This window comes from Microbacterium lacus (assembly GCF_002812805.1).
Classification (GTDB): Bacteria; Actinomycetota; Actinomycetes; order Actinomycetales; family Microbacteriaceae; genus Microbacterium; species Microbacterium lacus_A.
In genome coordinates this window covers 25,494-51,685 of record NZ_NMUM01000022.1, presented here as the reverse complement: position 1 = coordinate 51,685, position 26,192 = coordinate 25,494, and the positions used below count along the sequence as shown (strand labels likewise).

General features: G+C 67.9%; 33 protein-coding genes and 1 tRNA gene. 19 read left to right on the top strand and 15 right to left on the bottom strand.

Features of this window, described 5'->3' with window-relative positions; all coding sequences use genetic code 11:
* Window positions 1-26 precede the first annotated feature (26 nt).
* The 3 genes from CGU34_RS06585 to CGU34_RS06575 all read left to right on the top strand — a co-directional run bounded on the left by CGU34_RS06585 (window position 27) and on the right by CGU34_RS06575 (window position 2,668).
* Window positions 27-1,301, top strand: a complete 1,275-nt coding sequence (locus CGU34_RS06585) for a DUF445 domain-containing protein (RefSeq protein WP_036296413.1) — start codon at window positions 27-29, stop codon at window positions 1,299-1,301.
* Window positions 1,302-1,376: 75 nt separating this feature from the next.
* The gene (locus tag CGU34_RS06580; protein WP_100813646.1) at window positions 1,377-1,751 is read left to right on the top strand and encodes a gamma-glutamylcyclotransferase family protein; all 375 of its coding nucleotides are present in this window, start codon (window positions 1,377-1,379) and stop codon (window positions 1,749-1,751) included.
* A 419-nt stretch (window positions 1,752-2,170) separates the two neighbouring features.
* Window positions 2,171-2,668 (top strand): SixA phosphatase family protein, encoded by a 498-nt coding sequence (locus tag CGU34_RS06575; protein WP_036296411.1) that lies wholly within the window; start codon window positions 2,171-2,173, stop codon window positions 2,666-2,668.
* Between the two features lie 28 nt (window positions 2,669-2,696).
* On the opposite strand, the gene CGU34_RS06570 is transcribed toward CGU34_RS06575, so the two are convergent.
* Window positions 2,697-3,173: a YbaK/EbsC family protein gene (locus tag CGU34_RS06570; protein ID WP_036296408.1), complete on the bottom strand. Its 477-nt coding sequence runs from the start codon at window positions 3,171-3,173 to the stop codon at window positions 2,697-2,699.
* A 160-nt stretch (window positions 3,174-3,333) separates the two neighbouring features.
* Window positions 3,334-4,185, bottom strand: coding sequence for an endonuclease domain-containing protein (locus tag CGU34_RS06565; RefSeq protein WP_081766169.1), 852 nt, complete (start codon window positions 4,183-4,185; stop codon window positions 3,334-3,336).
* 291 nt (window positions 4,186-4,476) lie between these two features.
* On the opposite strand from CGU34_RS06565, the gene CGU34_RS06560 reads away from it, so the two are divergent.
* Window positions 4,477-5,529, top strand: coding sequence for an LLM class flavin-dependent oxidoreductase (locus tag CGU34_RS06560; RefSeq protein WP_100813645.1), 1,053 nt, complete (start codon window positions 4,477-4,479; stop codon window positions 5,527-5,529).
* 24 nt (window positions 5,530-5,553) lie between these two features.
* On the opposite strand, the gene CGU34_RS06555 is transcribed toward CGU34_RS06560, so the two are convergent.
* The gene (locus CGU34_RS06555; RefSeq protein ID WP_100813644.1) at window positions 5,554-6,411 is read right to left on the bottom strand and encodes an alpha/beta fold hydrolase; all 858 of its coding nucleotides are present in this window, start codon (window positions 6,409-6,411) and stop codon (window positions 5,554-5,556) included.
* Window positions 6,412-6,576: 165 nt separating this feature from the next.
* Between CGU34_RS06555 and CGU34_RS06550 the strand changes: the two genes are divergently transcribed.
* Window positions 6,577-7,542: a helix-turn-helix domain-containing protein gene (locus CGU34_RS06550; RefSeq protein ID WP_198517705.1), complete on the top strand. Its 966-nt coding sequence runs from the start codon at window positions 6,577-6,579 to the stop codon at window positions 7,540-7,542.
* Here CGU34_RS06550 and CGU34_RS06545 read toward each other — a convergent pair.
* Both CGU34_RS06545 and CGU34_RS06540 read right to left on the bottom strand, forming a co-directional pair.
* Window positions 7,527-8,456: an aldo/keto reductase gene (locus CGU34_RS06545; protein WP_100813642.1), complete on the bottom strand. Its 930-nt coding sequence runs from the start codon at window positions 8,454-8,456 to the stop codon at window positions 7,527-7,529. The genes CGU34_RS06550 and CGU34_RS06545 overlap by 16 nt on opposite strands.
* A gap of 20 nt (window positions 8,457-8,476) precedes the next feature.
* Complete coding sequence (locus tag CGU34_RS06540) at window positions 8,477-9,334, bottom strand: aldo/keto reductase (protein WP_036296399.1); 858 nt, start codon at window positions 9,332-9,334, stop codon at window positions 8,477-8,479.
* A gap of 191 nt (window positions 9,335-9,525) precedes the next feature.
* Between CGU34_RS06540 and CGU34_RS16930 the strand changes: the two genes are divergently transcribed.
* The gene (locus tag CGU34_RS16930) at window positions 9,526-9,669 is read left to right on the top strand and encodes a hypothetical protein (protein WP_157811250.1); all 144 of its coding nucleotides are present in this window, start codon (window positions 9,526-9,528) and stop codon (window positions 9,667-9,669) included.
* Window positions 9,670-9,955: 286 nt separating this feature from the next.
* Here CGU34_RS16930 and CGU34_RS06535 read toward each other — a convergent pair.
* The 3 genes from CGU34_RS06535 to CGU34_RS17170 form a co-directional block, all read right to left on the bottom strand.
* Window positions 9,956-10,031, bottom strand: a tRNA-Ala gene (locus CGU34_RS06535).
* A 19-nt stretch (window positions 10,032-10,050) separates the two neighbouring features.
* Complete coding sequence (locus tag CGU34_RS06530; RefSeq protein ID WP_036300193.1) at window positions 10,051-10,419, bottom strand: hypothetical protein; 369 nt, start codon at window positions 10,417-10,419, stop codon at window positions 10,051-10,053.
* The gene (locus CGU34_RS17170) at window positions 10,416-11,537 is read right to left on the bottom strand and encodes a sigma-70 family RNA polymerase sigma factor (RefSeq protein ID WP_198517704.1); all 1,122 of its coding nucleotides are present in this window, start codon (window positions 11,535-11,537) and stop codon (window positions 10,416-10,418) included. Before CGU34_RS17170 ends, CGU34_RS06530 begins: the two co-directional genes overlap by 4 nt.
* Before the next feature lie 120 nt (window positions 11,538-11,657).
* On the opposite strand from CGU34_RS17170, the gene CGU34_RS06515 reads away from it, so the two are divergent.
* From CGU34_RS06515 to CGU34_RS06490, 8 genes are all read left to right on the top strand, one after another.
* Window positions 11,658-12,086 (top strand): Asp23/Gls24 family envelope stress response protein, encoded by a 429-nt coding sequence (locus tag CGU34_RS06515; RefSeq protein ID WP_036300197.1) that lies wholly within the window; start codon window positions 11,658-11,660, stop codon window positions 12,084-12,086.
* On the top strand, window positions 12,083-12,271 hold the full coding sequence (locus CGU34_RS06510; protein ID WP_051513774.1) for a hypothetical protein: 189 nt from the start codon (window positions 12,083-12,085) through the stop codon (window positions 12,269-12,271). The genes CGU34_RS06515 and CGU34_RS06510 overlap by 4 nt, the downstream gene beginning before the upstream one ends.
* The gene (locus CGU34_RS16925; protein ID WP_157811248.1) at window positions 12,271-12,420 is read left to right on the top strand and encodes a hypothetical protein; all 150 of its coding nucleotides are present in this window, start codon (window positions 12,271-12,273) and stop codon (window positions 12,418-12,420) included. Before CGU34_RS06510 ends, CGU34_RS16925 begins: the two co-directional genes overlap by 1 nt.
* A 24-nt stretch (window positions 12,421-12,444) precedes the next feature.
* On the top strand, window positions 12,445-12,603 hold the full coding sequence (locus CGU34_RS16920) for a hypothetical protein (RefSeq protein ID WP_157811247.1): 159 nt from the start codon (window positions 12,445-12,447) through the stop codon (window positions 12,601-12,603).
* Window positions 12,600-13,160 (top strand): hypothetical protein, encoded by a 561-nt coding sequence (locus CGU34_RS06505; RefSeq protein ID WP_036300199.1) that lies wholly within the window; start codon window positions 12,600-12,602, stop codon window positions 13,158-13,160. Before CGU34_RS16920 ends, CGU34_RS06505 begins: the two co-directional genes overlap by 4 nt.
* Window positions 13,157-13,711, top strand: coding sequence for a hypothetical protein (locus CGU34_RS06500; protein ID WP_036300201.1), 555 nt, complete (start codon window positions 13,157-13,159; stop codon window positions 13,709-13,711). Before CGU34_RS06505 ends, CGU34_RS06500 begins: the two co-directional genes overlap by 4 nt.
* A gap of 55 nt (window positions 13,712-13,766) precedes the next feature.
* Complete coding sequence (locus tag CGU34_RS06495; RefSeq protein ID WP_100813641.1) at window positions 13,767-13,940, top strand: CsbD family protein; 174 nt, start codon at window positions 13,767-13,769, stop codon at window positions 13,938-13,940.
* 196 nt (window positions 13,941-14,136) lie between these two features.
* The gene (locus tag CGU34_RS06490; protein WP_100813640.1) at window positions 14,137-14,307 is read left to right on the top strand and encodes a CsbD family protein; all 171 of its coding nucleotides are present in this window, start codon (window positions 14,137-14,139) and stop codon (window positions 14,305-14,307) included.
* A gap of 84 nt (window positions 14,308-14,391) precedes the next feature.
* Here the strand turns inward: CGU34_RS06490 and CGU34_RS06485 are convergent, their stop codons facing one another.
* The 3 genes from CGU34_RS06485 to galU form a co-directional block, all read right to left on the bottom strand.
* Entirely contained in the window at window positions 14,392-15,300 is a 909-nt protein-coding gene (locus tag CGU34_RS06485) for a hypothetical protein (RefSeq protein WP_036295270.1), read from the bottom strand.
* An 89-nt stretch (window positions 15,301-15,389) separates the two neighbouring features.
* Window positions 15,390-16,031 (bottom strand): GNAT family N-acetyltransferase, encoded by a 642-nt coding sequence (locus tag CGU34_RS06480; protein ID WP_036295233.1) that lies wholly within the window; start codon window positions 16,029-16,031, stop codon window positions 15,390-15,392.
* A gap of 44 nt (window positions 16,032-16,075) precedes the next feature.
* On the bottom strand, window positions 16,076-16,963 hold the full coding sequence (gene galU, locus CGU34_RS06475; protein ID WP_036295236.1) for a UTP--glucose-1-phosphate uridylyltransferase GalU: 888 nt from the start codon (window positions 16,961-16,963) through the stop codon (window positions 16,076-16,078).
* 104 nt (window positions 16,964-17,067) lie between these two features.
* Here galU and CGU34_RS06470 point away from each other — a divergent pair, with 104 nt between their 5' ends.
* The 3 genes from CGU34_RS06470 to mscL are packed head-to-tail and all read left to right on the top strand — an operon-like array spanning window position 17,068 to window position 18,540.
* A complete protein-coding gene (locus CGU34_RS06470) occupies window positions 17,068-17,664 on the top strand; it encodes a 5-formyltetrahydrofolate cyclo-ligase (protein WP_036295273.1) in 597 nt (198 codons plus the stop codon).
* 23 nt (window positions 17,665-17,687) lie between these two features.
* Window positions 17,688-18,074, top strand: a complete 387-nt coding sequence (locus CGU34_RS06465; protein ID WP_036295238.1) for an FmdB family zinc ribbon protein — start codon at window positions 17,688-17,690, stop codon at window positions 18,072-18,074.
* Between the two features lie 34 nt (window positions 18,075-18,108).
* Window positions 18,109-18,540, top strand: coding sequence for a large conductance mechanosensitive channel protein MscL (mscL, locus tag CGU34_RS06460; RefSeq protein ID WP_036295241.1), 432 nt, complete (start codon window positions 18,109-18,111; stop codon window positions 18,538-18,540).
* A gap of 242 nt (window positions 18,541-18,782) precedes the next feature.
* On the opposite strand, the gene CGU34_RS06455 is transcribed toward mscL, so the two are convergent.
* Window positions 18,783-19,031 (bottom strand): hypothetical protein, encoded by a 249-nt coding sequence (locus tag CGU34_RS06455; protein WP_232711569.1) that lies wholly within the window; start codon window positions 19,029-19,031, stop codon window positions 18,783-18,785.
* On the bottom strand, window positions 19,018-22,758 hold the full coding sequence (locus tag CGU34_RS06450; RefSeq protein ID WP_232711568.1) for a DEAD/DEAH box helicase: 3,741 nt from the start codon (window positions 22,756-22,758) through the stop codon (window positions 19,018-19,020). Before CGU34_RS06450 ends, CGU34_RS06455 begins: the two co-directional genes overlap by 14 nt.
* Before the next feature lie 169 nt (window positions 22,759-22,927).
* On the opposite strand from CGU34_RS06450, the gene CGU34_RS06445 reads away from it, so the two are divergent.
* Both CGU34_RS06445 and CGU34_RS06440 read left to right on the top strand, forming a co-directional pair.
* Window positions 22,928-23,443: a methylated-DNA--[protein]-cysteine S-methyltransferase gene (locus CGU34_RS06445; RefSeq protein WP_036295247.1), complete on the top strand. Its 516-nt coding sequence runs from the start codon at window positions 22,928-22,930 to the stop codon at window positions 23,441-23,443.
* A complete protein-coding gene (locus CGU34_RS06440; RefSeq protein ID WP_100813639.1) occupies window positions 23,440-24,063 on the top strand; it encodes a DNA-3-methyladenine glycosylase I in 624 nt (207 codons plus the stop codon). The genes CGU34_RS06445 and CGU34_RS06440 overlap by 4 nt, the downstream gene beginning before the upstream one ends.
* An 89-nt stretch (window positions 24,064-24,152) precedes the next feature.
* On the opposite strand, the gene CGU34_RS06435 is transcribed toward CGU34_RS06440, so the two are convergent.
* Together CGU34_RS06435 and CGU34_RS06430 are read right to left on the bottom strand one after the other, a co-directional pair.
* On the bottom strand, window positions 24,153-25,772 hold the full coding sequence (locus CGU34_RS06435) for a solute symporter family protein (protein WP_051512928.1): 1,620 nt from the start codon (window positions 25,770-25,772) through the stop codon (window positions 24,153-24,155).
* On the bottom strand, window positions 25,769-26,119 hold the full coding sequence (locus tag CGU34_RS06430; RefSeq protein ID WP_036295253.1) for a DUF485 domain-containing protein: 351 nt from the start codon (window positions 26,117-26,119) through the stop codon (window positions 25,769-25,771). The genes CGU34_RS06435 and CGU34_RS06430 overlap by 4 nt, the downstream gene beginning before the upstream one ends.
* Window positions 26,120-26,192: the final 73 nt, after the last annotated feature.

Below are 26,192 nucleotides of genomic sequence, written 5' to 3'. Positions count from 1 at the left end.
ACGGTTCGCCGTGCGAGGATGACCGGATGGCACGCACCCCGATGGCCCTCCTGAGCCCCGCCGACCAGGCTCGCCGCCGCTCGCTGACGCGGATGAAGGCCGTCGCGCTCGGCGCACTGCTCTTCATGGCCGTCGTGTTCGTGTTCGCTTTCGCATTCCAACAGGACGTGCCCTGGTTGGCATACGTCCGCGCGGCGGCCGAGGGTGGCATGGTGGGTGCGCTCGCGGACTGGTTCGCGGTGACGGCACTGTTCCGGCATCCGCTCGGCATCCCGATCCCGCACACGGCGATCATCCCCCACCGCAAAGACGAGATCGGGCGCAGCCTCGGCGAATTCGTCGAGACGAACTTCCTCTCGGCAGAAGTGGTGCGTGAGAAGCTCGAGAGCATCGGCGTCGCCTCGCGACTCGGGACGTGGCTTGCACAAGAGCAGCACGCCGAGCGCGTCGCCACTGAGGGTTCTGCTCTCGCGTCTGCCGTGCTCCGCGCCGTCAGCGACGACGACGTGCGCGACCTCATCGCCGACCTCGCACGCTCGCACGTGATCGAACCCGAGTGGGGCCCCGCGGCCGGTGCCTGGCTCGGTCGCATCGTCGAGACCGGGGCGCATCACAACGCCGTCGACCTTGCTGCCGACTCCATCGCGACCTGGCTCGAGAGCAACCAATCGGCCTTCGCCGGTCTCGTCTCGCGACGACTGCCCGGCTGGGTGCCATCCATCGCGCATCGTCTTGTCGACGACACCGTCTACAAAGAAGCCGTGAACTTCGTCGCCGCGGTGCGAGCCGACCCCAAGCACCCGGCGCGGATTGCGATCGACGGTTATCTCTCGCGTCTCGCCGACAACCTGCAGCACGACCCCGACACCATCGCCCGGCTCGAGAACGCGAAAGCGACCGTCTTCGACAGCCCGCGCGTGCGCGACCTCGCGGCCCAGCTCTGGGACACCGCGAAGAACGGGCTGCTGTCGTCGCTCGCAGACCCCGAGAGCGGGCTCCGACTGCGTGCGCGCGCCGCCCTGGCCGAGATCGGGGGGCGTCTCGCTTCCGAGCCCGCGCTGCAGCGTCGTGTCGACACGTGGGTGACGGACGCTGCGACGTTCGCCGTCAACCGCTATCGCCACGACATCGCGTCGGTCATCACCGACACGATCGAGCGGTGGGACCCCGAAGAGACCACCGAAAAGATCGAACTGATGGTCGGCCGTGACCTGCAGTACATCCGCCTCAACGGCACGATCGTCGGCGCGCTGGCCGGGCTGACGATCTTCACGGTGGCGCACGCGATCTTCGGTGCATGACGTGTGGGCCGAAAAGCCTGGCCGCAACCGACGGTGATCGCTAGCCTGATGCCGTGACCCGAGGCATCCGCTGACATGGCCCTCTCCGGCCTGCCCCACGCCGATGCCGCCACACCCGATGTGGCTCTGTTCAGCTACGGAACCCTCCGCCTCCCCGCCGTGCAACTCGACACGTTCGGTCGGCTGCTCGCCGGCGAACCCGATGTCCTGCCGGGCTTCACGACGGACTATCTCGAAATCGAGGACGCACGCGTCACGGGCGTCAGCGGCCGCGACGTGCATCCGATCGTCCGCCGTACGGGAAACCAGCTCGACAAGGTGGTCGGCGTCCTGCTCTGGATCACCGAGGCCGAGCTCGAAGCCGCCGACGAATACGAGGTCGAACAGTACAACCGGGTTTCGGTCACGCTGAGGAGCGGCCGCGACGCCTGGGTGTACGTGGCGCGCTGATTCTGAGAGTGAGGGTCACCCCGGGCATCCCGCCTCGCCCGCTGAGAGGGGGGCCGAGGGGTGCGACCTCGGGGTGGGGGGTGCCTCGAGGTCGCACCCCTGCCCCCCACTCATATTGCGGGGACCTACCGTCCGGCATCCGTCGGTTCGGGTCCGACAGGCGGCGCGGCAGGCGGTTCACGGCAGAAGCGACACGAGTCACGGCTGCGCAAATGGTGCTCTCCATAGGTATCGCACCGACGCGGGGACCGTCCACCACCACGGCGATATATCAGGCCGAGTCGTATCGAGCCGGCCGCTGAGCCTCCCCCCGGTCCCTGAGCCTGCCCCCGCTCCCTGAACCTGCCGAAGGGACCCACCCGACCATCCCGAACGCTGAGCCTGTCGAAGGGACCAGCGCGACCTCGTAAGGTGGCCGCATGAAGACGCTCGCGCTCATCCGCCACGCGAAGTCGAGCTGGGATCATCCCGGCGTCGACGACCACGACCGCCCCCTGAACGAACGCGGCATACGTGACGCGCCCCGGATGGCCGCACGGCTAGCGGCTGAGCATCCGGAGCTGCGTGGTGCCGCTCTTCTCTCGAGCACCGCGCTCCGCGCCGCCACCACCGCCGATGCTTTCGCCGCCGCGCTCGACACGACCGTGCGCCTCGACGAACGCCTCTACGGTGCCACCCCGCGCCGCATCGTGGAGCTCGTCTCGGCCCGGTCAGAAGGCTCCGTGATCGTGGTGGCGCACGATCCGGGATTGTCGGATCTGTCCCGGCACTGGTCGAGATTTCCGGACGACGGCGGTATCCCGCACATGCCGACGTGCGCCGTCGCGGTCTTCGACTTCGGCATCGACGACTGGCGTGACCTCGAAACATCCGTCCCCGAGCGCTGGACCTACGCCATCCCGCGCGACTCCGACTAGCGGGCCTTCGCCTCAGTCAACTCGCGCTTCAGTCGACTTTTGTCACGGCTCCGCCCGTGATGCGTATCAGCTCGTCGAACGACAGCGGGAAGACCGTGTGCGGCGTGCCACCCGCGGCCCACAGCTCCGGGTAGGTGGCGAGGTGCTCGTCGACGATCGTCGTCAGCGGAGCGGGGTGTCCGGTCGGGGCAACTCCCCCGATCGCCTGGCCGGTCGCCTCGCGCACCTGCTCGGGTGTTGCCCGCGTGATCGACTGCCGGCCGATCCGCGCAGCCAACGCAGCGGTGTCGACCCGGTGCGAGCCGCTCGTCATGACCAACAACGGCTCGCCGTCGCTCCAGAACACCAGGCTGTTGGCGATCGCGCCCACCTCGACACCGAGGGCGGCCGCGGCGAGCGCGGCGGTCGAGGCGGCATCGGGCAGCACCACGATCTGACCGGGGATGCCGGCCTCGACGAGACGTTCGGCGACAATTCTGCTGCGGGGCGAGAGGTCTGCGTTCACGGATCCACCCTAGAGCCGCGTCGCACACCCGCTTTTCGGCGCCCGCCACCCTTTGCGGCGTCGTTCCCGCCCTGCGCCGCAAATCTCAAAGGAACATCGGCGGCAACTACACCCCAAACCCTCCAGATTCTGGCGTATCGGGGCCAGAATCCTTTCCGATTTACACGCGAACGCGTCGACCACCGCGCGCCGCAGACCAGAGCAGCCCCTTGATCGCGGCAACGACGACCTCGGGGCGGTAGAGGATGTCTTCGGCCGCCGGGCGGATCGACGTGTAGCCGAGCGCCGCGAGGGCCAGATCCCGGCGACGATCTTCCAGCTGGGCCTCCCATCCCTCGTGATGCGCGCGGCTATCGCACTCGATCACGAGCCACCCGTCGACGATGATGTCCACCCTGCCTACTCCGCGGATCGATACCTGGATCTCGACCTGACCACCGAGCGACCGGGCGATGAGTCGCACCAGGGACTCGGTCCCGGACTCGGCGCGTCCGTCGATGTGCGGACGCAAACCATGCTTACGCTCCGGAAGCGCACCGAACAACTCATGGAGATCGTCGGCACGAATGAAGCCGAGGTTCAGCGCGGAGTCGATGGTCGCAATCGCGGCGCGCGGCTTCTGGCACAGGATGGCCTGCCGGAGGGCATCGATCGGCTCCACCATCAGCGAACGCGGATGTGGCGTGCGCATCAGGTCACCCCAGTGGCGCACAACGTCTCGACCGGCCGGACGATGGACGCCGTTGCGCCAGTAGTGCGCATGGATGCCGGGTCGTTCCTCCACGAACACTTTCGACAATGCGAGCGCGGAGACGCAGTGCAGGCGGCCACCCGCGCGGGCCGCGGCAAGTACCGGAGCGGCCACCGTCGCATCGACGTAAACGTCGCTGCGAATCCGCAGGAGTGTGCCCGCGGCGACCGCCGCGGTGATGCGGCGCCGCGTCATTCCGGCACCGAGCAGGTCGGCGGAGGTGCGATAGCTGGTGATGGGAGCGGGAGGCCGTAACTGCATGAGCACCATCCGACCCCTGCCCGCAGCGCGCGCGGCGTTCGGGCCCCTGAACTGCAGACTCCGACGAGGAAAGGGGCCCTGGGGAGGACAGGCGCGGACACCGGCACGACGCGCTGCTGCGCCCCGGCAACGGCGAGTGCGTAAATCTGAAAGGAATGAAGCATCCAAAACATGCCTGAGAGCCCCGGATTGCCACCTGAGCGCCCGAGATTCCTTTCAGACTTACGCCAGGACGAGGTCAGCACCGCAAACCCCGGGAATGTCCATGCGGCAGCATGCGTTCCACCCGGTATGCACCGCAAACGCATCGGGTTCCTGAGCTTCGGCCACTGGCACCCCCACCACTCGAGCCAGACGAACACGGGCGGCGACGCGCTGCTGCAGTCGATCGACCTCGCCGTCGCGGCGGAAGAGCTTGGCATCGATGGCGCCTACTACCGTGTCCACCACTTCGCGCGGCAGCTCGCGAGCCCGTTCCCGCTGCTGTCGGCCGCGGGCGCCCGCACGAGCCGCATCGAGCTCGGCACGGGCGTCATCGACATGCGGTACGAGAACCCGCTCTACATGGCCGAAGAGGCTGCCGTGGCCGACCTGATCAGTGGCGGCCGACTGCAGCTCGGCCTGAGCCGCGGATCACCCGAGCCCGCGCTCAACGGCTCCCACTCGTTCGGGTACGTCCCGGCCGAGGGCGACACCGAGGCAGACCTCGCGCGCCGCAAGACCGAACTGTTTCGCACCGCGATCAGCGGCGAGCGAATCGTCCGAGCCGACCCGCGCATGAGCGGCGACGGGGCCCTCGCGATCCAGCCCCAGTCGCCTGGTCTTTCCGACCGCATCTGGTGGGGCTCCGGTACCCGCGAGACCGCCGTCCGCACCGCCGAGCTCGGCATGAACCTCATGTCGTCCACCCTGCTGGTCGAAGACACCGGCGTGCCGTTCGACGAGCTGCAGCTCGAGCAGATCCAGATGTTCCGCGCGGCCTGGGCCGAAGCCGGCTGGGACCGCGAACCGCGGGTCAGCGTGAGCCGCAGCGTCATCCCGATCACGAGCGACCTCGACCGCCAGCTCTTCAGCTCGCGCGAGGACAGCGAGGATCAGGTCGGCATCCTCGAGGGTGTGCGGGCGCGCTTCGGCAAGAGCTACACGGGCGAGCCCGACGTGATCGCGGCGGAGTTGGCGCAGGATGCGGCGATCCAGGCAGCCGACACCGTGCTGCTGACCGTCCCCAACCAGCTCGGGGTCGAGTACAACGCACGCATGCTCGAGACGATCGCCCGCGAGATCGCGCCCGCCTTCGGCTGGTCACGAGAGGACACCCCCGAGGCCGTCGGCGCCGGACGGTAGCACCGCGTCGATCGCCCGCGCGCCTCACACGAAGCGCTGCACGAAGGCGAGCGCGAGGTCCGCGACCTCTCGCCACCCGTGATCGATGGTGAGCGAATGTCCGCGGCCCGGCACCTCGACGATCTCGGTGACGCCCGGATTCTTGCTCTGTTGTTTGTGGGTCGCGTGTGTGATGGCTAAGGGGACCGTGTTGTCGTTGTCTCCCGCGATGATCAGCATCGGACCGCGCAGGGGGTTCTTCGTGTCGACCTTCGTCTCGGAAAAGGGGTTGAGGTTGGCCGTGGCGGCCTGGAACAGCGGTACTCCGCTGGCCGGGACGTGGAACTGCTCGTAAAGAGCCCGTCCTTCGTCATCATCGAGGTTGTTGACCCAGCCGAACGCGAACTGTTCGTAAGTCAGCGATACGGCACGTCCCGAATTGGCGGGGTTGGCGAGCACGGGCGCGGCGGACTTGAGCGCCGAGATCGGCAGGGGTAGGACTCCCCGGAACGGGGCGTTGTCGATGGCCACCGTCGCGGCGGACGCACCTTCGCCCGCGATCTTCTGCGCGATGAGGCCTCCGAAAGAGTGTCCGATCACCGCGGGCTTGACGCTGAGGTGTGAAATCGCGTCGAGGTTGTGGTCGGTGACCTGCTGCACCATCTTGTGCGCGAAGACCTCGGGGTCGATGCGTGCTTGCTCCACGCTCGCGGGGTCGTCGGGCCAACCCGGCGCGATCGTGGCGTAGCCGTTCTGTTCGAAGAGGTCGCGCCAGGCATCCCAACTGCTCGAGAGCAGCCATAACCCGTGCACGAACACGACGGGTACGCGGCCCGTATCGTTGGCGCGGCTGATCTCGTCGAGCTCGCGCGCGGTGAGGGTCGAACCTTCGGGTGCGGTCATGAGGCGTCCTTTCGTGGCGGGAGGATGTCTGTCGACCCTGTCGCGCGAAACGCCTGGCGTCTTGAACCGCGACGCATTGACCTGTTCCCCTTCTGTACCGGCGTGGTTGGGACCGCTACCATCGTGGCAGCGGCACACCCCTCAGCGTGTCCGATCGGAGGGACCGTGGCAGCGGTCATCGAGCTGGAGGGACTGCCGGCTACGGACCGGGTGGACATCCTCCGTGAACACATGCTCGCGGGACGCATCCCTCTCGAGCTACGCCCCTATCCCGGCCTCGAAATCCGAGTGCGCTCTTTCATCGCAGACTTCGGCGATATCCAGATGCTCTCCGTCCGGGCCGCGGGCGGCGAAATCGAGCGGACCGCGCGACTGGCTCAGGATGCCTCGGTGCCGAGTCTGCTCATCAGCGTCGTCGAGAGCGGTACGACCGTGCTCGCCCAGGCGGGTCGACTGGCCCGCCTCCGCGCCGGCGATATGGTGCTGTACACCTCGTCCGAGCCGTACCTGATTCGGTTCACCCCAGGCGCCGTGCGGACGACCTACCAGGTGCCGATCGAGAGGTTGGGGCTTCCCTATCGACTCGTTCGGTCCCAGGTCGCACGCACCCTCGACCCCCGCGAGACCCTCGTCTCCGTGACCTCGGCTTTTCTCGCCCGCGCGGCCTCCGCCGTGCGGGGGTCGTCTGCGGAGGAGCGCGCCGCACTGCAGCAACCGATCATCGAGCTCGTGCGAGCTCTGTTGACCGTGAGCGTGGCGAACGAGAGTTTCGGGCGCGATGCCCTCGCCTCTTCCCTCGGCATGCGGATGGCCGAGTTCCTCGAAGCGCGGATCTCGGATCTGGATCTGTCAGCGGGGACGATTGCGGCCGAGTTCGGAATCTCAGAACGCTATGTCTATCTGGTGCTGAGTCGGATGGGCATCTCGCTCGGAGATTGGGTGCGCACTCGCCGGATCGAGTTGGCCGCCGCCGCCCTCGCGCAGGATACGAGGGGGCTATTGTCCATCTCGTCCGTCGCCTACCGCTGGGGTTTCGCCGACCACGCCCACTTCAGTCGCGCCTTTCGCGCACAGATCGGTATGACGCCGACTGAGTGGCGCCGCCGGTCGGCGGCTCAGGGCACCCGGTGACCCGCGGCACGCGCCAGTTCGTACCACTCGGCGCGCGCCAGCGGGATGTCTGAGCCGAGGGCCGCCCCGGTGACCCGCTCGGGCGACGTGGTGCCGAGCACGACCTGCATGTTCGCCGGGTGACGTGTGATCCACGCCGTCGCGATCGCGATGGCCGGCACGTCATAGGCGGCGGCCAGCCGGTCGATCACGGCGTTCAGTTCGGGATAGTCGGACGACCCGAGGAAGACCCCGTCGAAGAATCCGGCCTGGAACGGCGACCAGGCCTGCACCGTGATGCCGTTGAGGCGGCAGTAATCGACGATCCCGCCCCCGTCGCGCACGATCGACTGGTCGAGCCCCTGCATGTTGCCAGCGAGCCCCTGCACCACGATCGGCGCGTGCGTGATCGACAGCTGCAACTGGTTCGCAATGATCGGCTGTGTCACCGCAGACCGCAACAGGTCGATCTGCCGCGGAGTATGGTTCGAGACGCCAAACGCACGGACCTTTCCGGATGCTTCGAGCTCATCAAACGCGCGGGCGACCTCTTCGGGCTCGACCAGCGCGTCGGGCCGGTGCAGCAGCAGGATGTCGATGCGATCGGTGTCGAGCGCACGCAGCGACCCCTCGACGGAGGACATGATGTGCTCGTACGAGAAGTCGAAGTAGGGCCCCTCACGAACGATCCCGCACTTGGTCTGCAGCGTGATCTCGTCGCGCTGCGAGGGCGTGAGCCGCATCGCCTCGGCGAAGCGCCGCTCGCAGCCGTGGAGGTCCGTGCCGTAAACGTCGGCGTGGTCGAAGAAGTCGATCCCGGCGTCTCGTGCCGCGGCGACGAGTTCGCGCACCTCATCGTCGGTCTTTTCCTGGATTCGCATCAGGCCCAGCACCACGTTCGGCGCGGGCGTTCCTGCAAGTGTGATGTTCTTCATGACGTCTCCGAAAGGCGTGTTCAGGCGGACAGCGACGCGAGCTCGTCGTCGCTCAGCTCGATGTCGGCCGCGAGCACCGAATCCTGGATGCTCGTGGGCCGCGAGGCCCCGGGGATGGGGATGACGATCGGGGCGAGCGCGAGTTCCCATGCGAGCGCGATCTGCTGCGGGCTAACACCCCGAGCATCCGCCACCGTCTGGAACGCGTCGTGCTGCGCGCCCACATCGGCCGCGCGAGTGATGCCACCGAGCGGCGACCAGGGCAGGAACACGATACCCAGGCGGGCACAGTGCTCGAGTTCTTCGAGGCTGGAACGGAACACCGGCGAGAACTGGTTCTGCACCGAGACGAGCCGGCCGTCGAGGATGCGGTTCGCCTCATCGATCTGAGCGATCGAGGCATTGGAGATTCCGGCCATCTCGATAACCCCCTCGTCGAGCAGTTCGCGCAACGCCCCCACCGAATCGGCGTAGGGCACCGAAGGGTCGGGCCGGTGGAACTGGTACAGGCCGATCGCCTCGACGCCGAGACGACGAGCGGATGCCTGAGCCGCTTCCTTGATGTACTCGGGACGCCCGTTGAGGGTCCAACTGCCGTCGCCCGGCCGCAGGTGTCCGCCCTTGGTCGCGATCAGCACGCCCGATGTGTCGCCGCCGTACGAGCGCAGCGCCTCGGCGATCAGCGTCTCGTTGTGTCCGACCTCGTCGGCGTGCTCGTGGTACGCGTCGGCGGTGTCGATGAGTGTGACGCCCGCTTCGAGCGCGGCGTGGATCGTCGCGATCGACCGGACCCGATCGGGCCTTCCCTCGATCGACATCGGCATGCCGCCGAGTCCGATCGCGCTGACGGTGCGAGATCCGATGGGTCGCTGCTGCACTGTTTCCTTCTTCCGGGTCTGGAGTCGGCCACCACTCTAAGCCGAACCGCCGACACCAGACGGGGGGTTGCGTTCAGCCCCGCGACCGCCCGACACTGCGAGCGAAGCCGTATTCTTCAGGTGTTCCTCTCGTCCGTCGAACACCCCACTCACGAAAGGATCGTCCCATCACTATCATCGTCATTCTGCTCGTGGCCTGGGCCATTCTGGCCGTCGTCGGCTTCGCCCTCGAGGGCCTGCTCTGGCTCGGCATCATCGGCATCATCCTGATCATCGGGACGATCGTGTTCGGCTTCGTCCGACGCGGCGTCAACAAGGCCAAGCGCCCGTCCTGATCCGCACGAAACGAAGAAGGCGCCCTCGCGGGGGCGCCTTCTTCGTTTTCCTCGAGCGGCGTGGGCCCACCCAAGGGTTCTCATCACCGCACACACGACCAAACGACAAACGCTCCACAAGGGGGCGTCTGTCGTTTGGTGGACCTGAGGGGATTCGTCCCCACCGCTTTCTCCACACGCCGCTGCGCGGCGCGCGGAGCCTCGAGCGGCGTGGGCCCACCCAGGGGTTCTCATCACCGCACACACGACCAAACGACAAACGCCCCACAAGGGGGCGTCTGTCGTTTGGTGGACCTGAGGGGATTCGAACCCCTGACCTCTTCATTGCGAACGAAGCGCGCTACCAACTGCGCCACAGGCCCGAGAACCTCCGACAGATTATCACGGTCCTTCGGCGACACTTGCCGCGGGGCCGCGCCCGGAGGGCGCGAGCACGCGACTGACGCGAACACGCACCCGGGCCTGCGGGGAGCCGGATGCTGCGAGCGGATCGACCACCGCGTGCACCGCCTCGGCGACGGCGGTGGCCACGGCGGATGCCGCGACACCGTCGGCGGCCACCGCGACGCTGACGGTGATCTCGAGCGACTCTCCCTGACGCTGAACGAGCGCGAGCGGTTCGTCGTCCTCGATCAGTCGCCGGGCGGCCCGCGCGAGGAGCGGGCGCGCGGAGTAGACGTCCTCGAGCCCAGCGACGCCCCGTGCAGCGGAATCGACCGCGTAGGCGATTTCGTCCAGGCTCTCGCTCATCGCTCCCCCTCGAGCTTGTCGGCCGTGTGAACGTTGTCGACCACCACGTCCACTCCGCTTACCCGGAGTGCGGTGTGAGCCCCGAGGGCATCGATCACCGCGTCGCGCACGGCACGGGATGCGTCCGCCAACCGACGCCCGAAGAGCACGCTGATCGTCACCCGCACCGAAACCTCGGCACCGAGCTGGTCCATGTCCCCATCGATCGTGGTGCGCCCCACCAACACGCCGGGTACCGCATCCCCCGCTTCCCGCACGAGCTCGTGATTCGCTCCCTCGGTGATGACCATTTCGACCCGCTCGTCGGGCGCGGTCAACGGGATGTCGCGCCCAGCCCGCAGTTCGCGGGTGACATCGCGCATCACCAGATCGAACCACCCCTGGGGCACGGGCTCGGCCTCGCGCTCGACCAGCTCGCGAGAGAGCGAGCCGAAGCGCTCGAGCGACGCCAAAACCGCCTGGCATTCGGCATCCGTGTCGATCGCCGCGATCGCCGGCGAGCGGCCGCGATCGAGATACGCGGAGAGGTCTTCGAGCGTGTAGCCCGAGTTGCCGATCGTGTCGTCCATGCTCACCTCCATTCCTCCATACGTTTCGAGAAGCGCCTGTCTCGCCCGGGCGAGCCGGCCGCGTACGGTCGCAACGCTCGCTCCCACCTGCTCGGCGATCTCTTCGTAACTGTTGCCGCCGACCTCTTTCAATACCCACACGCTGCGCTGTTCGGGCGTCAGGGTCTGCAGGGCGGCGTTCAGTGCGTCGAGTTGGGACGACGCGATAGCGGATCGCTCCGGCCCGGGTTCATCCGACTCCACCTCGACATCGTCGATCGAATCGGCCGGTCGTCGTGACCGCATCCGGGATGTCGCGTTCCGCGACACGATCGTCGTGAGCCATGCCCGCACCTTCGACGGGTCCTCGAGGTCCGGCAGCTTCTGCCAGGCCGTGATGAGGGCGTCCTGCACGCAATCGTCCGCGTCGGCACGGGACTCGGTCAGCTTCGTGGCGAACGCGATGAGAAATGGAGCGTGTCTGCGGACCAGTGTTCCGAACGCATTCGCATCACCATCGGCGGCGCGGGCCGCGAGGACCTCATCGGGCGCTCCGCCGAGATCCGTCATGTCGCCCGTGCTCCCAGCATCCTCACAGAGAACCGACCGTGACGTTTTCCCGGGCCGGTGCGTCTTACCTATGACACACACTAAAACAGCCACCAGCTGCGAGCCTCGAAGGAGAAAATCATGGCTCAGTCCATCAACGCCAACACCGCCGCGACGAACAACGTCCCCGGTACGGGCCTCGGTAAGACGACGATCGTCGACCCGGTCGTCGCGAAGATCGCCGGCATCGCCGCGAGCGAGGTCCCCGGAGTCTTCGCCCTGGGTGGCGGCGCCGCACGCGTGCTCGGCAACCTTCGCGAGGTCGTCGGCGCGAAGGATCACGGCCAGGGCGTGCGCGTCGAGGTCGGCGAGACCGAGGTCGCTGCCGACATCTCGATCGTCGTCGACTACCCGCAGGCGCTTCAGGATGTCGCGGCCGCTGTTCGCCGCGCGGTCGCAGAAGCCATCACCGACCTCGTCGGCATGCAGGTCGCCGAGATCAACGTGACCGTCGTCGACGTGCACCTGCCCGGCGAGGACGATGAGGTCGAGGAGTCGCGAGTCCAGTGAACGCCATCATCTGGGGCACCGCGGCGGGCATCGCGCTCGCCTTCGCGTGGCTGGCCTTCGGCTTCGGTGGATTCGTCCTCGTCGCGATCTTCGCGATCGTCGGCGGCGTAGCCGGTGCGGTCTGGACGGGCCAGCTCAACCTGCGGGCGGCGGTCGACGCCGCCCGTGGGCGCCGGGTCGGCTGATGTCCGCGTCCGCGTCGGGTAGCCCCATCGCCGGCCGGGTCGTCATCACCGCCCGGGCCATCGAGACCGTGTTCTCAGCCCTCGCGGCCGAAGAGCTCGGCGGAACGGCCCGGGGCACCCGGGTGCGCGTCCGCGACGACAGCGGCTAGCTGTCCGTCGCGGTCCGCGCGCCCGTGTACGCCACCGGCTCGGGTTCGACCGTTCTCGAGCGCGTCGAGTCCGCTCGGCAGCGCATCCTGACGACCGGCGCCGAACTCACCGGCGCCATCCTGACCGACGTGACCATCCGCGTCACCGACATCACCTCTGAAAGCGAGAAGAGAGCACAATGAACGCGCGTACCGAGCGTCGGCTGAGCCGTCGCATGCGATTCCGTTCGCGGAGCGTCGCGGTATCGATCGCACTCGGTGTTGTCGCCGTCGTCGCCGCATATGTCGGCGTCGAGGCCGTCCTGGCCGCACTGTCGGTGCCGGCACTGCTGATCGCACCGGCAGACCTGATCACCTCGGTTCAGGCGGGCACTCCCTGGAGCATCACCGCCATCGCCGCTCTCGCCGTTCTCGGTATCTGGTCGATCGTCTTGGCGCTCGCGCCGGGCGGCCGGGCCCGTCGCGAACTCAGCGACGAGCGCGCCGTCTTCGTGATCGACGACGACGTGATGGCGGGCGGCATCTCGCGTGCCGCAGCCCTCAGCACAGGAGTCTCGCGCGACCAGGTCACGACGACCGTGGGCCGACGCCGCGCGATCGTGCGCGTCCGTCCGTCTGCCGGGTTCCCGGTGAACGCGGATTCGGCGACGGATGACGCGACCCGAGCCGTCGCAGCCGTGACGCCGCTTCGGACCCTCACCATCCGCACCGCCGTCGACAGCCAGGGGGTGCTCGCATGACCCGCACCAACCGCCTCGCGAACCGGATCATCCTCGCGGTGATCGGGTTGATCGCCCTGGCTCTCGCCGCCGTGGTCGCTCTGCCCTTCGCGCCCACGCTCGGGTTCACGATCCCGCGGCAGGACCTCGGGCTCGCTGTGCCGGATGCGACACTGCCACCCGTCGTGTGGACCGTAGCGGGAGCGGCACTCGTGGTGGTGCTGTTCGCGATCACCTGGATCGTGACGCGGGGTCGGGGCCGCACCTCCACGGCCCTGAGCATCGAGGGGGCGACGATCGACGCATCCGTCGTCCAGTCCGTTCTGCGCGAGCGACTCGCGAATGCACCGGATGTCGTGGTTGTGTCGGCGAGCGCGCACCGAACCCCTGGTGGTGCCGTCGTCCTCGTGCGGGTTCAGGCTCGCCCCGGGCCGGACTTGGCAGCGTTCCAAACGGCCATCCGCGCCGCGATCGACCGGCTCGATGAGGTCATCGGCACGCGCATCCCCCTCGTTGTGCACCTCACAAGCGGCGTGCGGAGCAGTATCGCGCGACCCAGAACGACCCACTGACGCCCTGTCTCCTGATCGGAGCAGGCTGAGAAAAGAAGAAGAAAGGACCCCCCCAATGGGTATCGGAGACAAGATCAAGCACGGAGCCGAAGACCTTGCCGGTAAGGCGAAGGAAGCAGTCGGCAAGGCGACCGACAACGACAAGCTCGTCGCCGAGGGCAAGGCCGACCAGGCCAAGGCCGACGTGAAGAAGGCCGGCGACAACGTCAAGGACGCCTTCGACAAGTAGCACGACAGTTAGTACGACAGGGAGCGCGCCGAATTGCGTGCACCTACGGCGTCTGCTCATCTTCGAGCGGACGCCGTTCCTGTCTCACCGCATCAGCCCACGGGGCGTATCACGAGCTCGCTCGCTACCACAACCCGGTTTCATCTGGGGAGCGCTTCCCGCAGGCTGGGTTCACGTTGATCGAAAGGAGCTCATCATGAGCATGGGAGACAAGATCAAGCACGGCGCCGAAGACCTTACCGGCAAGGCCAAGGAAGGCCTCGGCAAGGCGACCGACAACGACAAGCTCGAGGCGGAGGGCAAGGCCGACCAGGCCAAGGCCGACGTGAAGAAGGCTGGCGACAACGTCAAGGACGCCTTCAACTAGCAGAACTGCACGACGAAGCGGCTCGCACCTCCGGGGGCGGGCCGCTTCTGCGTGCGCAGCCGTTACCGTCGCGAACGACGGCGGTCAGCCGGCGCGCTGGCGCAGGAGAGCGCGAACGTGTGCTTCGATCTCGGCGTCGTCGACGACGCCCATGCCCGCGTACGGTGAGCGCGCCGGGGCAACGGATGCAGCGGGCGCTTCCTGCGCTTCCACCCGGGCGACCGTGCGGTCGATCCGCTGCGGGCGCGAGGGCGACTGCTGGCGCTCGATCTGCGTACGCAGGGCCTCTTCGCGGGCCGCGCGGCGCAGAGCCTCGCGAGCGTCGGCCGCGTCGAGCTGAGCAGCCGCACGCGAACCGTTGGACGACACCAGGGGCTGCGGAAGGGTCCGCGGCGTCCACTCGCGCTGCGGCATGGCGGGCGCGAGGTCCTGGACGGATGCTTCGCGCCGCACGGCGACGGGCTGCTCCGCGGCGCTGTCGGCAACGGCGGCACGAGCGGCAACATGCGCCATCCGCTGCAGCACGATCAGAGAGAGTCCGACCGAGGCCGCGCCGGCCCACAAGAATGTCTGCGCACCGCCCTGAACGACCTGCCAGATGCCGAATCCGGTGCCGCTCAGTCCGACGAGAAGGAGTGTCGTGGCGACGAGCCTCGCGCGTCGGCGTGCGCGGGCACGGCGAGCAAGCGGTGCGGATCGTGCGTGGGCGACCTGCTCGCGCAACTCTTCGAGCTCGGCGGACTGGTGTTCGGCTTGGAGGCGTCGCGCCAGGCGCTGCTGCTGGAGGGCCGTGCGAGCGTTGAGTTCGAGTCGCACCTCGCCGGGCGTTTCGCTCGTCTCGGCGAGAACCCGGATGGCCTGGTTGAGACGAACGGCGTTGCGTTCGGCGGCGTAATACTGGTGCCGGCTGTGCCACGTGGGCACGAGGTAGACGAGCCAGAGCGCGACGGCGACCAGAAGGATCACTCCACCGCCCAATACCTGCCCGCCCATGCCGACCACGGTATGCGAGCGCGCAGCGAACAGCGGGATGTACCGGGCGTGTCGCGCCGCTCAGGACCAACCGTTCAGAACTCTGTCGGTCAGGAGTCCGATGCCGCCGCGTTCCGGTCCGCCTCGGGGATGTTCGCCGCGTCGCGCGGCGTCTGGCCGCTGACCCAGCGCTCGAGCACCCCGTAGGGGACGTCCTCGCGCGTGAGGGCGAACGCGTAGTGATCGCGCCAGTCTCCGTCGATGTGGATGTAGCGACGACGCAGGCCCTCGTATCGGAAGCCGAGCTTCTCGACCACGCGCAGGCTCGCGGCGTTCTCCGGGCGGATACAGATCTCCATCCGATGCAGCCGCAGCTCGGTGAAGCACAGGTCCGTTGCCAGGGCGACCGCGGTCGGGGTGATCCCGAGGCCCGCATAGCTCTCGCTGACCCAGTAGCCGATCGTCGCCGAGGCCAGCGAGCCGCGGGCGATCCCCCACACGTTCAGCTGGCCGGCGACTTCTCCGTTGTGCTCCATGACGAGGGGCACACCGAGTCCATCACGGTACTGCTGCAACAGCCGGCGAATCCCGAGCCTCATATCGAGCGACACGACCCCGTCGGGGCTCGTGGCCTCCCACTGCTCCAACCAGCCCCGGTTATCGAGAAGGGCCTGTTGCAGAACGCGGGAGTCGCGGGATTTGATCAGCCGGATCGAGATCGGTCCGTGCTCGCGCGGAAGGGACAACTCCATGCCCACTCCTCTTGCGGGGCGGCGAAGCCGGTAAGACCTGAGGCTTACAGACCCGCCGCGAACTCCTTGAACCAGGGACGCAACTCGGGACCGAGATCCTCGCGGTCGGCGGCGAGCTGCACGATGGCCTTGATGTAGTCCACCCTATCGCCGGTGTCGTAGCGACGACCGCGGAACACGACGCCGTACACGCCGGGGCCGTTGGGGTCTGCGGCGACCTCCTGCAGCGCATCCGTCAGCTGGATTTCGCCGCCCTTGCCGGGCTCTGTGTGCTCGAGCACCTCGAAGATCGCGGGGCTCAGTACGTAGCGTCCGATGATGGCGAGGTTCGACGGGGCGTCCTCGCGATTGGGCTTCTCGACGAGACCCTTGACCTTGACGACATCCGCGTTGTCGGTGGACTCGACGTCCGCGGCGCCGTAGAGGTGGATCTGGTCGGGGTCGACCTCCATGAGTGCGACGATCGCCGCGCCGGTGCGCTCGTGCTCGGCCATCATCGTCGTCAGCAGCACATCGCGCTCGTCGATCAAGTCGTCACCGAGCAGGACGGCGAATGAGTGGTCACCGACGTGGTTCTTGGCACGCAGCACTGCGTGTCCAAGCCCCTTCGGCTCACCCTGTCGGACGAAGTGGATGTCGGCGAGATCGCTCGACTCGAGCACGCGACGCAAGCGGTCGTGGTCGCCCTTGTCCTTCAGCTTGACCTCGAGCTCGGGAACCGAGTCGAAGTGGTTCGCGACGGCGTTCTTGTTACGGCCGATGATGACGAGGATGTCGTCGATGCCCGCCTGGGCTGCCTCCTCCACCACGTACTGGATCGCGGGCTTGTCGACGACGGGCAGCATCTCCTTCGGCATCGCCTTCGTGGCGGGAAGGAAGCGCGTGCCGAGACCGGCAGCAGGAATGACGGCTTTGAACTTCATAGGAGGCATGTCGGCCATCGTAACGGGAAGCCGTGACGGAGAACCGCGCGTATTACCGGGGTTGACATCCGGCCCGACCTTCCCGCAACGCCACCGCGCCTAAGATGGTGCCCGTGTCCACAGACGTCGATCACGTCAAGCGGGCGCTTCGCGCGGACCTGCGCGAGCGTCGTCAGCTGCTCTCCGACGCGCAACGCGCCGACGCGGAGCACGCGCTCGCCGACCGTCTCGACCAGCTGGTGGAGCAGCACGGCGCCCGCTCGATCTCGTGTTTTCTCTCCATGTCGACCGAGCCGGGCACGCACGAGTTCGTCGATCGTGCGGTGGCCCGCGGCATCCGTGTCCTTCTTCCGATCAGCCGCTCCGATGGACTGCTCGATTGGTCGGTCGCCGTCCCGGGAGGCGACATCGCCGAGGGCATGTTCGGTCTTCCCGAACCGGTGGGCGAACTTCTCGGACCGATCGCCGTCAACGACGTCGACCTGATGATCATCCCCGCCGCCGCCGTCGACGCGACTGGCATGCGCATGGGCTGGGGACGCGGATACTTCGACAAGACCATCGGCTCGATGGAGCGCTGCCCGCCCGTCTACGCCGTCATCTTCGACTCGGAACTCGTCGACGAGGTGCCTCACGAGGTACACGATCAGCCCGTCTCGGGCGTGGTCACTCCGTCTCGAACCGTCACCTTTGCGCCCTCCGCGCGCTGAACCACGCCTGAACCAGGAGCACGATGCCCACCTACGCCTACGCCTGCAAGTCCTGCGGCCACCGTTTCGACGCCGTCCAGGCCTTCACCGACCCGACGCTGACCGAGTGCCCCGAGTGCGGCGGCGTATTGCGTAAGCAGTACGGCTCGATCGGCGTCACATTCAACGGGAGCGGCTTCTACCGCACGGACTCGCGGTCCGGCGACGCGAAGGCCGCGGCGGGCAAGTCCTCGGGATCGTCCGATGCGTCCGGTTCTTCCGCGAAGTCGGACTCCGGATCGTCGAGCTCGTCCGGCTCTGCCACGAAGTCCGATTCGGGCTCGGGCTCGGGCTCGGGTGGCGGATCGTCGTCGTCTTCGTCAGAATCGACATCGGGGACGAAGTCCTCGCCCGCCTCGACGGGTTCGTGAAGCGGGCCCCCGGGCACGCAGGGAGGAGCAACGCATGATCAAGGGTTTCAAGGAGTTCATCCTCCGCGGCAATGTCATCGACCTCGCGGTCGCCGTCGTCATCGGAGGTGCCTTCACCGCGATCGTCAACTCGATCGTGTCGAGCATCATCAATCCGATCGTCGCGCTGTTCTTTGAGGCTGATTCGATGGGCCAGTTCGGTCCGACGATCAACGGCATCTACGGCCAGCCCGTCACGTTCCCGCTCGGCGACCTGATCAGCGCCGTCATCAGCTTCTTCGCCGTCGCGGTCGTTGTCTACTTCGTGTTCGTCTATCCGATGAACCACCTCAAGCAGCGTGCCGCCGCTCGGGCGGGCCTCAGCGCGGCCGAAGACGAGCCGAAGCTCCCGACCGAGCAAGAGATCCTGGTGCAGATCCGCGATCTGCTCGAGAAGCAGCAGTCCGGCCCCTCGCCGCGCGCCTGACCCGCGCTGCATGCCGCTGCCGTGCCCGCATTTCCCACTTCTAGCGCTACATGTCCCACTTTCTCTCGGTAAATCGTCGATATACCGAGAGAAAAGGGGACATGGGATGGTGGTGTGTCCCACTTTCTAGGGCTTGACACCTCTATACCGGGTAGAAGTGGGACATCGGACGTGGACGGGATGCTCACAGAGCTCGCTGGTGTGATGCCCGACCGAGCGGGCGACCTTCCTTGCCCGCTCGGTCAGTAGTGCGGGGGTACGTCCTGGCGCAGGCGGTCGTCGTTCGGTCCCGCGGTGCTCGCGTCGGGCTCGGGAGTCGGATCGGATGCCTCGTCCCGCGGCGCCGGCTCGGGTGTTGCCCCGGGCGCGGCTGTCAGCTTCGCCCGGCGTGCACCCGGCACGCGAACGACGCGCTGTCGCGAGCCCGGCACGTCACCCGACTCGACATCGGGGGACGTCCCCGGCTCGCCGGAGCCGTCAGCCGAGGCCATCGATCGGCTGGGTCGAGGCCTCGACGGCGGGTGCGTCGGGCTCGACCCCCAGGATCGATGCAATGCGCGCGGCGACGGCCGGAGCATCCGTATACAGATCGAACGAGTGCACGCGGACGTAGTGCCAGCCGAGGCGGCGCAGCAGCTGCGGACGCAACCGCAGCGATTCGCGGAGCGACTCGTCGTGAGTCTCGGGGTCGCTCTCGACGACGACGGCCTTGCCGGCGTGCTGCGCGACGAGCGGGAGTAGGCCACGGTAGTGGACATCGACCGAGACGCCCAGGCGGCGCAGCTCGGATGCGAGGCGGCGCGTGAGCGGATCGGCCAGGTCTTCGAGGCGGGCGTCGCGCTGGCGCGCTGCCATGCCCCCGAGGATCGTCATGAGTGTCGCGGCGCCGTATTCCAGGCGTCCGTCGTCGAAGGCGGAGGGACGGATGGATGACACGATCACCATCGAGCGTCGCGCTCGCGTCATGCCGACCGTCAGCAGACGTTCCCCGTCGGGGGTCGACAGGTCGCCGAAGTCGCTCAGCACGCGGCCGTGCTTGGTCAGCCCGTAGCCGAGCGAGAAGATCACGCGGTCGCGGCTCTCGGCGACCGACTGCTCGAGGGTGAGCACCGCGAACGGCTCGGCGGTGTCGCGCAAGGCGAACTCCGAGACATCCGATCGGCTCGCGAAGGCTGCGTTGACGGCCGCACGCACGCGCTCCGCGTGCCGCGCGCTGGCGGTCACGACCATGAGCGACTCGTCCGGCCGGTTGAGCGCGTGCTCGAGCACGAGCGTCACGACACGTGTCACCTCGGTGTCGGGGCTCTCGACGGCGCCGCTGATCGGGTCGGGCGCGCCGAACCCGCCCTCGACGTAGTCGACGGTCAGGCTGCCGCGGCCGAGGTACGATCCGGCCCACGGCCACGACACGATCTCGCCGCCGTAGAAGGCGTCGTTGACGAGCTCGGCCAGGTCTTCACCACCGGCGCGGTAGCTGCGGGTCAGCGTGTAGACGGGCAGCAGGTCGGCCAGCTTCTCGAACACCGAGACGTCGTCGAACGTGACGTCGGCTTCGGGTTGCGGCGCCGAACCGGCCGCCAGAGTGAACGGTGACGGACGCTGCGTCACCGGGTCACCGAGCACGACGACCTGTCGGGCACGGCGGATCGCCGGTGCGGCCTCGGCCAGGCAGATGGCCCCGGCATCCGCGATGATCACGGTGTCGAACATGACCGAGTCCGGGATCTTCGGCACCTCGTAGGGCGACGCCAGCCAGACCGGTGCGAGCGCGCGACCGAGGGTCGGAGCGCCGAGCGAGAGCGTTGCGGGTGTCGCGGTTCCGCGGGTCAGCAGCGCCTTGAGGTTCTCGGCCTCACCCGGTTCATCGACGATGCCGATCTTCCATTCGCGGGCGAGCTGCCACGACAAAATGGATCCGGATGCCGCGGCGTGCGCCTCGTCGACGAGTCGGAAGTCGCGTTCCAGACGATCGACGACGCTCGTGTTGGCGCCGAGCAGCGACTTGTCGGAGCGCAGCATGTGCTCGAGCGCCGACTGCCACCACGCGTACTCGAGCTCGGCCGCGACACGATCGGCCGGGACGTGCCGCACCGAGAGTTCGGCGAGCAGCCCGCCGAGTCCCAGACGCGCGAGTTCGGCGCGAAGGGCCGTCCGCTCGATCAGGTTGTCGAGGACATCGGATTCTGCGGCCAGGCCGGCGAGTGTACGCACCAGCGTGTTGACCGAGAGCGAGGCGAGGCGCTTGTCGCGGTCGCGCCCGAGCGGGGCGTCGAGTTCTGCCAGCTCGGCCGTGACCCGCTGCCAGGCGACGTGCACATCGGCGAGACCGAGGGGAACCTCGGGGGTGACCCCGATGTCGACGAACTGCTGCCACTGCGTGCGCTGACGCTGGATGCGCACGAGCGCCTCGTGCATATCGGCCACGTGGACGCCGGGGCGCACGTACTCACGCGCCAGGCGACGCAGGCGGCGCCGCTCCCCCGCCTTCATGCCCGCGGAGTCCCGACGCGAGCCGAGCGCACGGATGAGGTCGGCCAGCGGGCGTTCGAAGACGGTGGGGCTGAAGCGATCGAGCGAGTCGCGGATGTCGATCAAGAGGCGCAGGTATTCGCCGAGCTCGTCGATCGAGGCGAAGGGACGCATGCGCGTCTGCGCGATGAGCTCGAAGCCGCGCTCGAGCAACCGCGGAACCTCGGTCGTGTGCAGCCTCTGAGCGAGGGCATGCGCCGACTGCGCGGCATCCGTGCTCGCAAAGTTGACGCCGTACCAGGGTGAATCGCCGGGGCCGAAGCGGAATTCGCCGAGGGTTGCGGCGAGCTCGAGCATCCGCGCCGCTTCCGTGCGGTCGTTCGCGAGCTTCGTCAGCGTCGCGAAGTCGAACCGCGTGTCGACGGGGGCGATTCCGTCGGCGGCCGGCAGCGCGGCGAGAGCATGGAGCGTCTGCAGCGGGCTGACGCCGAGCCCCGGGACGGGCGTTGTCAGGCCCTTGCGGTACGACGTCAGCAACGCGCGCAAGCGCACGAGTGCGTCGTCGACGTCGCCGAGCTGGGGCGCCTTGGCCTTTTCATTGCGGGCGATCGCGCGCACGAGGTCACGGGCGGTGTTGGTCGGGGAACACGCGAGACCGGGTAGACCGACCTGACCGAGGCGATGCCGCACGCCCTCGATCGTCGAGCGACGCGCGCTAACGACCAGCACCCGGCGATGCTCGTGCACGAGGGCACCGATCGCGTTGATGACGGTCTGTGTTCCGCCCGTTCCGGGCAGCGTCGCGACGGCGATCGAGCGTCCCGCGGTGATCTGGGCGAGCACGCGCTCCTGCTCGGAGTCGGCATCGAGCAGCAGCGTGTCGGCGGCCGGCGGGCGATCGTCGGGCCCGACACTCTGCACCTCGCCCGGTTGTGCGGCAAGCGTCTGCCGATCTGCTGCGTGGCCCGCAAGGGCGTTCAGCACGAGTCCGCCTGCTCGCGCGGAGTCGCGGGCCATGCCGCGCGCGACATCGGCGAACGTCGAGACGATCAGACGCGGATGCACCGTGAACGTGTCGATGTGGGACGTGACCGACCGGAGCCGGTCGATGACCCGTTGCGGCTTGAACACGCCACCCTCGTGGGCGAGCGCGGCGAGCGCGGGACCGTCGAGGGCGATACCGAAGTGCTCACGCGCGACCGAGTCGAGCTCGGGGTTGATGTGGAATCCGCCGTGCAGCTTCAGTTCGAAGTCGGTGCCGTGGCGACGGATCGCCAGGGGCCGGAGCAGCACGGGTGCACTGTACGAAACACCGCCGATCCGCCAGCCGGCGAGACCGACAGCGAGGTGGACGGCTTCGATCGAGCGGACGGTCCGCAGCTCGACGTTCTTCGCCGTGATCGCCTCGGCCGCAAGCCGGGCGGTGCGCAGGGCGACCTCGTCGCGGAAGAGCCCGGACAGCAACGTCGACTGTCCCGTGATGAACTGCGGCAAGCTGCCGGGGTGCGCGTTGGTGATGTCGATTCCGGCGTCTGCGACGTCGACGAACTGCAGCAACGGAGAGCGTCCACCGAGCTCGGATGCCTCGGCGCGCAACCGCGATCGGAGCACATCCGCGACGTGCGCGACCTGCACGCCGGGCTCGGCGACACTCAAGCCATCGGGTGCGACGCCGCTGTTATCGGGCGCGCCGAACGAGGGGGACTCGTCTTCGCCCAGGTCCACGGCGTTGCCGTCTGCTCGCCACACACGGTCACCCTACGTGCGGACGGCGCGTCGACCGGTCAAGCGGGGCGGGTTTCGCGGGATTGCCGGGTTGGACAGGCCATCTCTCCTCCCCCACGGTCGTTATGAAGCATCCGTCCCCCGAATGCCCCGCGCGCGCTCGGATGTCGCGCGTCAGCGGCAGGATGGGCCCATGCCGCTTCGCTACACCACAACACCCACGCCGGTCGGCGTCGCCCTCGCCGTCGAGTCCGATGACGGACTGGTTGCTCTCCGGTTCGCTGAGGGATCACCCGAGCGCTTGTTGGATCAGATCATGGCGGCGCGGCGGGAACCCGCGGTGCGCGACGACGAAGCGCTCTATCCCGTGGTGACGCAACTCGAGCACTACTTCGCGGGCGAGCTCCGGTCGTTCGACATCCCTCTGGATCTCGCGGGTCTGACGCCCTTCACCCGCGCCGCGCTCGAGGCGATCCGTGAGATCCCCTATGGCGAGACCGCGGGCTACGGCGAGGTCGCGATCACCGCCGGCATCCCGCGCGCAGCACGTGCGGTCGGCACCGCGTGCGCCAACACGCCCATCTCGGTGGTGATCCCGGTGCACCGTGTCGTCCGGTCGGACGGATCGCTCGGCGAGTACGGCGGACGACCCGAGGTGAAGCGCGCGTTGCTCGCCCTCGAGTCGGGCATCGAGGGGGTCCTGGCATGACCGACGCGCCCGCGGCATCGTCGGACGATCTCGTGGTTGGCGACGATGGCCTGGCTCGCCCTCGATGGGCGTCGACCGATCCCCTCCTGCGGAGCTACTACGACGACGAGTGGGGCATGCCCGTCCGCGACGAACGCGGGCTGTTCGAGCGCCTGAGCCTCGAAGCCTTCCAGTCGGGTCTCTCCTGGGCGATCATCCTGCGGAAGCGCCCGGGATTCCGTGCGGCGTTCGCCGATTTCGATCCCGACACGGTTGCCGAGTACGACGACGCAGAGGTGGAGCGATTGATGGCGGATGCAGCGATCGTGCGCAACCGCGCCAAGATCCTCGCGACGATCGCCAACGCCCAGGCCACTGTCGCCCTTCGCTCGGACGGCGGTCTCGCCGACCTGGTGTGGTCGTTCCGGCCGAACGCCACACCCACCCCGCTGAGGTTCGCCGACATCCCTTCAACTTCCGATGAATCCCGCGCTCTCGCGAAGGCGCTGAAGGCACGCGGCTTCCGATTCGTCGGGCCGACCACCGCGTTCGCTCTCATGGAGGCCGTCGGGATCGTCGACACGCACCTCGTCGGCAGTCACCGGCGCGGGTCGAGCGGGGTGTGGCCGGCGTCGGCATAGCCAGCGCGCTCAACGACCGGGCCCCGTCACGAGGACCCGGTCGTTGAGCGAGCGAAGCGAGACGAAACGACGCCCCCGCCGAACCGCCGCTAGTGGTTCGTCGCCTTCTCGGCCCCGTAGCCGGTGAGAGAGCGCACATCCATCTCCGCGGCCAGGCGCCGATCCTCGGCCTTGCGCGAGGTGACCGAACCGAGCCAACCCAAGAAGAACCCGAGCGGGATCGACACGATGCCGGGGTTGTTGAGCGGCCACAGTGCCGTCCCGACCGGGAACACGCTGGTCTCTGTGCCCCAGAACACCGGCGAGGCGACGATCAGAATGACGGCCGAACCGAGCCCGCCGTACATGCTCCACACCGCGCCGCGGGTCGTGAACCCGCGCCAGAACAGCGAGTACAGGATCGTCGGCAGGTTCGCCGACGCAGCCACCGCGAAGGCCAGCGCGACCAGGAACGCGACGTTCTGTCCCTGCACGCCGATGCCGCCGATGATCGCCAGCACGCCGATCACGATGACCGTGCGACGGGCGACCTTGACCTCGCCGTCCGGCGGGACGTTGCCCTTCTTGAGGACGTTCGCATAGATGTCGTGTGCGAAGGATGCGGCGGCCGTGATCGTCAGACCCGCGACGACCGCGAGGATTGTCGCGAACGCGACCGCCGAGATGAACCCGAGCAGGATCGGACCGCCGAGCGCCAGGGCCAGCAGCGGAGCCGCCGAGTTGACCCCTCCCGGGGCCTCGCGAATGACGTCCGGGCCCACCAGTGCTGCGGCACCGTAGCCCAGCACGAGCGTCAGCAGATAGAACAGCCCGATGAGCCAGATCGCCCACACGACCGAACGCCGCGCCTCCTTCGCCGTCGGCACCGTATAGAAGCGCATCAGCACGTGGGGCAGACCCGCGGTGCCGAGCACGAGGGCGAGCGCGAGGCTGATGAAGTCCCACGGGTTCGCGCCGTACTGCAGCCCCGGCGCGAGGATTGCGTCGGGCGGCGTCGTGGTCGAAGCATCCACTGCCGCTCCCAGAAGAGTGTTGATGTTGAACCCGTTGATCGCCAGCACCCAGATCGTCATGACGATGGCGCCGCCGATCAGCAGGAACGCCTTGACGATCTGCACCCAGGTGGTGCCCTTCATGCCACCGATGAGCACGTAGACGATCATCAAAACCCCGACGACGGCGACGACGATCGACTGCCCGATCTGGTCGTTGATTCCGAGCAGCAACGAAACAAGCCCGCCGGCGCCGGCCATCTGCGCCAGCAGGTAGAAGAAGCAGACCGCGAGGGTGGTGATCGCCGCCGCCATCCGGACCGGACGCTGCGCGAGACGGAACGACAGCACGTCGGCCATCGTGAACTTGCCCGTGTTGCGCATCAGCTCGGCGACGAGAAGCAGCGCCACCAACCACGCCACGAGGAACCCGATCGAATAGAGGAATCCGTCGTATCCGTTCAGCGCGATCGCGCCGCAGATACCCAGAAAGGATGCGGCGGACAGGTAGTCGCCCGCGATGGCGAAGCCATTCTGGGGCCCGGTGAATGAGCGCCCCGCCGCGTAGTAGTCCGCCGCGGTCTTGTTGTTCCGGCTCGCGCGGATGACGATGAACAGCGTGATCGCGACGAAGGCGCCGAAGATCGAGATGTTCAGGACGGGGTTGTTTTCGACCGTCGTCGAGGCGGCCTCGAGAGCCGCGAAGATGTCGTTCACGAGGTGGGCTCCTGCTTCTCGAGGGCGTCACGAATGGCCTCGGCCTTCGGGTCGAGCTTGCGGTTCGCGAAGGCGACGTACGACATCGTGATCGCGAAGGTGGTGACGAATTGGCCGAGGCCGAAGATCAACCCCACCGTCACATCACCCCAGACGCGCGTGCCCATGAAGTCGGTCGCGAACGACGAGAGCAGGACGTAGACGAAGTACCAGAGCAGGAATGCGACCGCGAGCGGGAACACGAAGCTGCGTTGCGTGCGCTTGAGTTCCTGGAACGGGGCAGACTCCTCGACCGCGATGTAGTCGATCCCGCCGGGTGGGGCGGTTTCGGTTCTCGGATCACTCATGTGGCCTCCTTGCCATTAGTGCACGGTCTGCGCGAAGCCCGAAAGACGGCCGAATATCCGCCACGAGGGCACG

Bases quoted from the DNA above. Each gene is read 5' to 3' on its own strand.
- CGU34_RS06585 (WP_036296413.1), top strand. From the start codon at position 27: ATGGCACGCACCCCGATGGCCCTCCTGAGCCCCGCCGACCAGGCTCGC.
- CGU34_RS06580 (WP_100813646.1), top strand. From the start codon at position 1,377: ATGGCCCTCTCCGGCCTGCCCCACGCCGATGCCGCCACACCCGATGTG.
- CGU34_RS06575 (WP_036296411.1), top strand. From the start codon at position 2,171: ATGAAGACGCTCGCGCTCATCCGCCACGCGAAGTCGAGCTGGGATCAT.
- CGU34_RS06565 (WP_081766169.1), bottom strand. From the start codon at position 4,185: ATGCAGTTACGGCCTCCCGCTCCCATCACCAGCTATCGCACCTCCGCC.
- CGU34_RS06560 (WP_100813645.1), top strand. From the start codon at position 4,477: ATGCACCGCAAACGCATCGGGTTCCTGAGCTTCGGCCACTGGCACCCC.
- CGU34_RS06555 (WP_100813644.1), bottom strand. From the start codon at position 6,411: ATGACCGCACCCGAAGGTTCGACCCTCACCGCGCGCGAGCTCGACGAG.
- CGU34_RS06545 (WP_100813642.1), bottom strand. From the start codon at position 8,456: ATGAAGAACATCACACTTGCAGGAACGCCCGCGCCGAACGTGGTGCTG.
- CGU34_RS06530 (WP_036300193.1), bottom strand. From the start codon at position 10,419: ATGAGCGAGAGCCTGGACGAAATCGCCTACGCGGTCGATTCCGCTGCA.
- CGU34_RS17170 (WP_198517704.1), bottom strand. From the start codon at position 11,537: ATGACGGATCTCGGCGGAGCGCCCGATGAGGTCCTCGCGGCCCGCGCC.
- CGU34_RS06515 (WP_036300197.1), top strand. From the start codon at position 11,658: ATGGCTCAGTCCATCAACGCCAACACCGCCGCGACGAACAACGTCCCC.
- CGU34_RS16925 (WP_157811248.1), top strand. From the start codon at position 12,271: ATGTCCGCGTCCGCGTCGGGTAGCCCCATCGCCGGCCGGGTCGTCATC.
- CGU34_RS06505 (WP_036300199.1), top strand. From the start codon at position 12,600: ATGAACGCGCGTACCGAGCGTCGGCTGAGCCGTCGCATGCGATTCCGT.
- CGU34_RS06500 (WP_036300201.1), top strand. From the start codon at position 13,157: ATGACCCGCACCAACCGCCTCGCGAACCGGATCATCCTCGCGGTGATC.
- CGU34_RS06495 (WP_100813641.1), top strand. From the start codon at position 13,767: ATGGGTATCGGAGACAAGATCAAGCACGGAGCCGAAGACCTTGCCGGT.
- CGU34_RS06490 (WP_100813640.1), top strand. From the start codon at position 14,137: ATGAGCATGGGAGACAAGATCAAGCACGGCGCCGAAGACCTTACCGGC.
- CGU34_RS06485 (WP_036295270.1), bottom strand. From the start codon at position 15,300: ATGGGCGGGCAGGTATTGGGCGGTGGAGTGATCCTTCTGGTCGCCGTC.
- CGU34_RS06480 (WP_036295233.1), bottom strand. From the start codon at position 16,031: ATGGAGTTGTCCCTTCCGCGCGAGCACGGACCGATCTCGATCCGGCTG.
- galU (WP_036295236.1), bottom strand. From the start codon at position 16,963: ATGCCTCCTATGAAGTTCAAAGCCGTCATTCCTGCTGCCGGTCTCGGC.
- CGU34_RS06465 (WP_036295238.1), top strand. From the start codon at position 17,688: ATGCCCACCTACGCCTACGCCTGCAAGTCCTGCGGCCACCGTTTCGAC.
- mscL (WP_036295241.1), top strand. From the start codon at position 18,109: ATGATCAAGGGTTTCAAGGAGTTCATCCTCCGCGGCAATGTCATCGAC.
- CGU34_RS06455 (WP_232711569.1), bottom strand. From the start codon at position 19,031: ATGGCCTCGGCTGACGGCTCCGGCGAGCCGGGGACGTCCCCCGATGTC.
- CGU34_RS06445 (WP_036295247.1), top strand. From the start codon at position 22,928: ATGCCGCTTCGCTACACCACAACACCCACGCCGGTCGGCGTCGCCCTC.
- CGU34_RS06440 (WP_100813639.1), top strand. From the start codon at position 23,440: ATGACCGACGCGCCCGCGGCATCGTCGGACGATCTCGTGGTTGGCGAC.
- CGU34_RS06430 (WP_036295253.1), bottom strand. From the start codon at position 26,119: ATGAGTGATCCGAGAACCGAAACCGCCCCACCCGGCGGGATCGACTAC.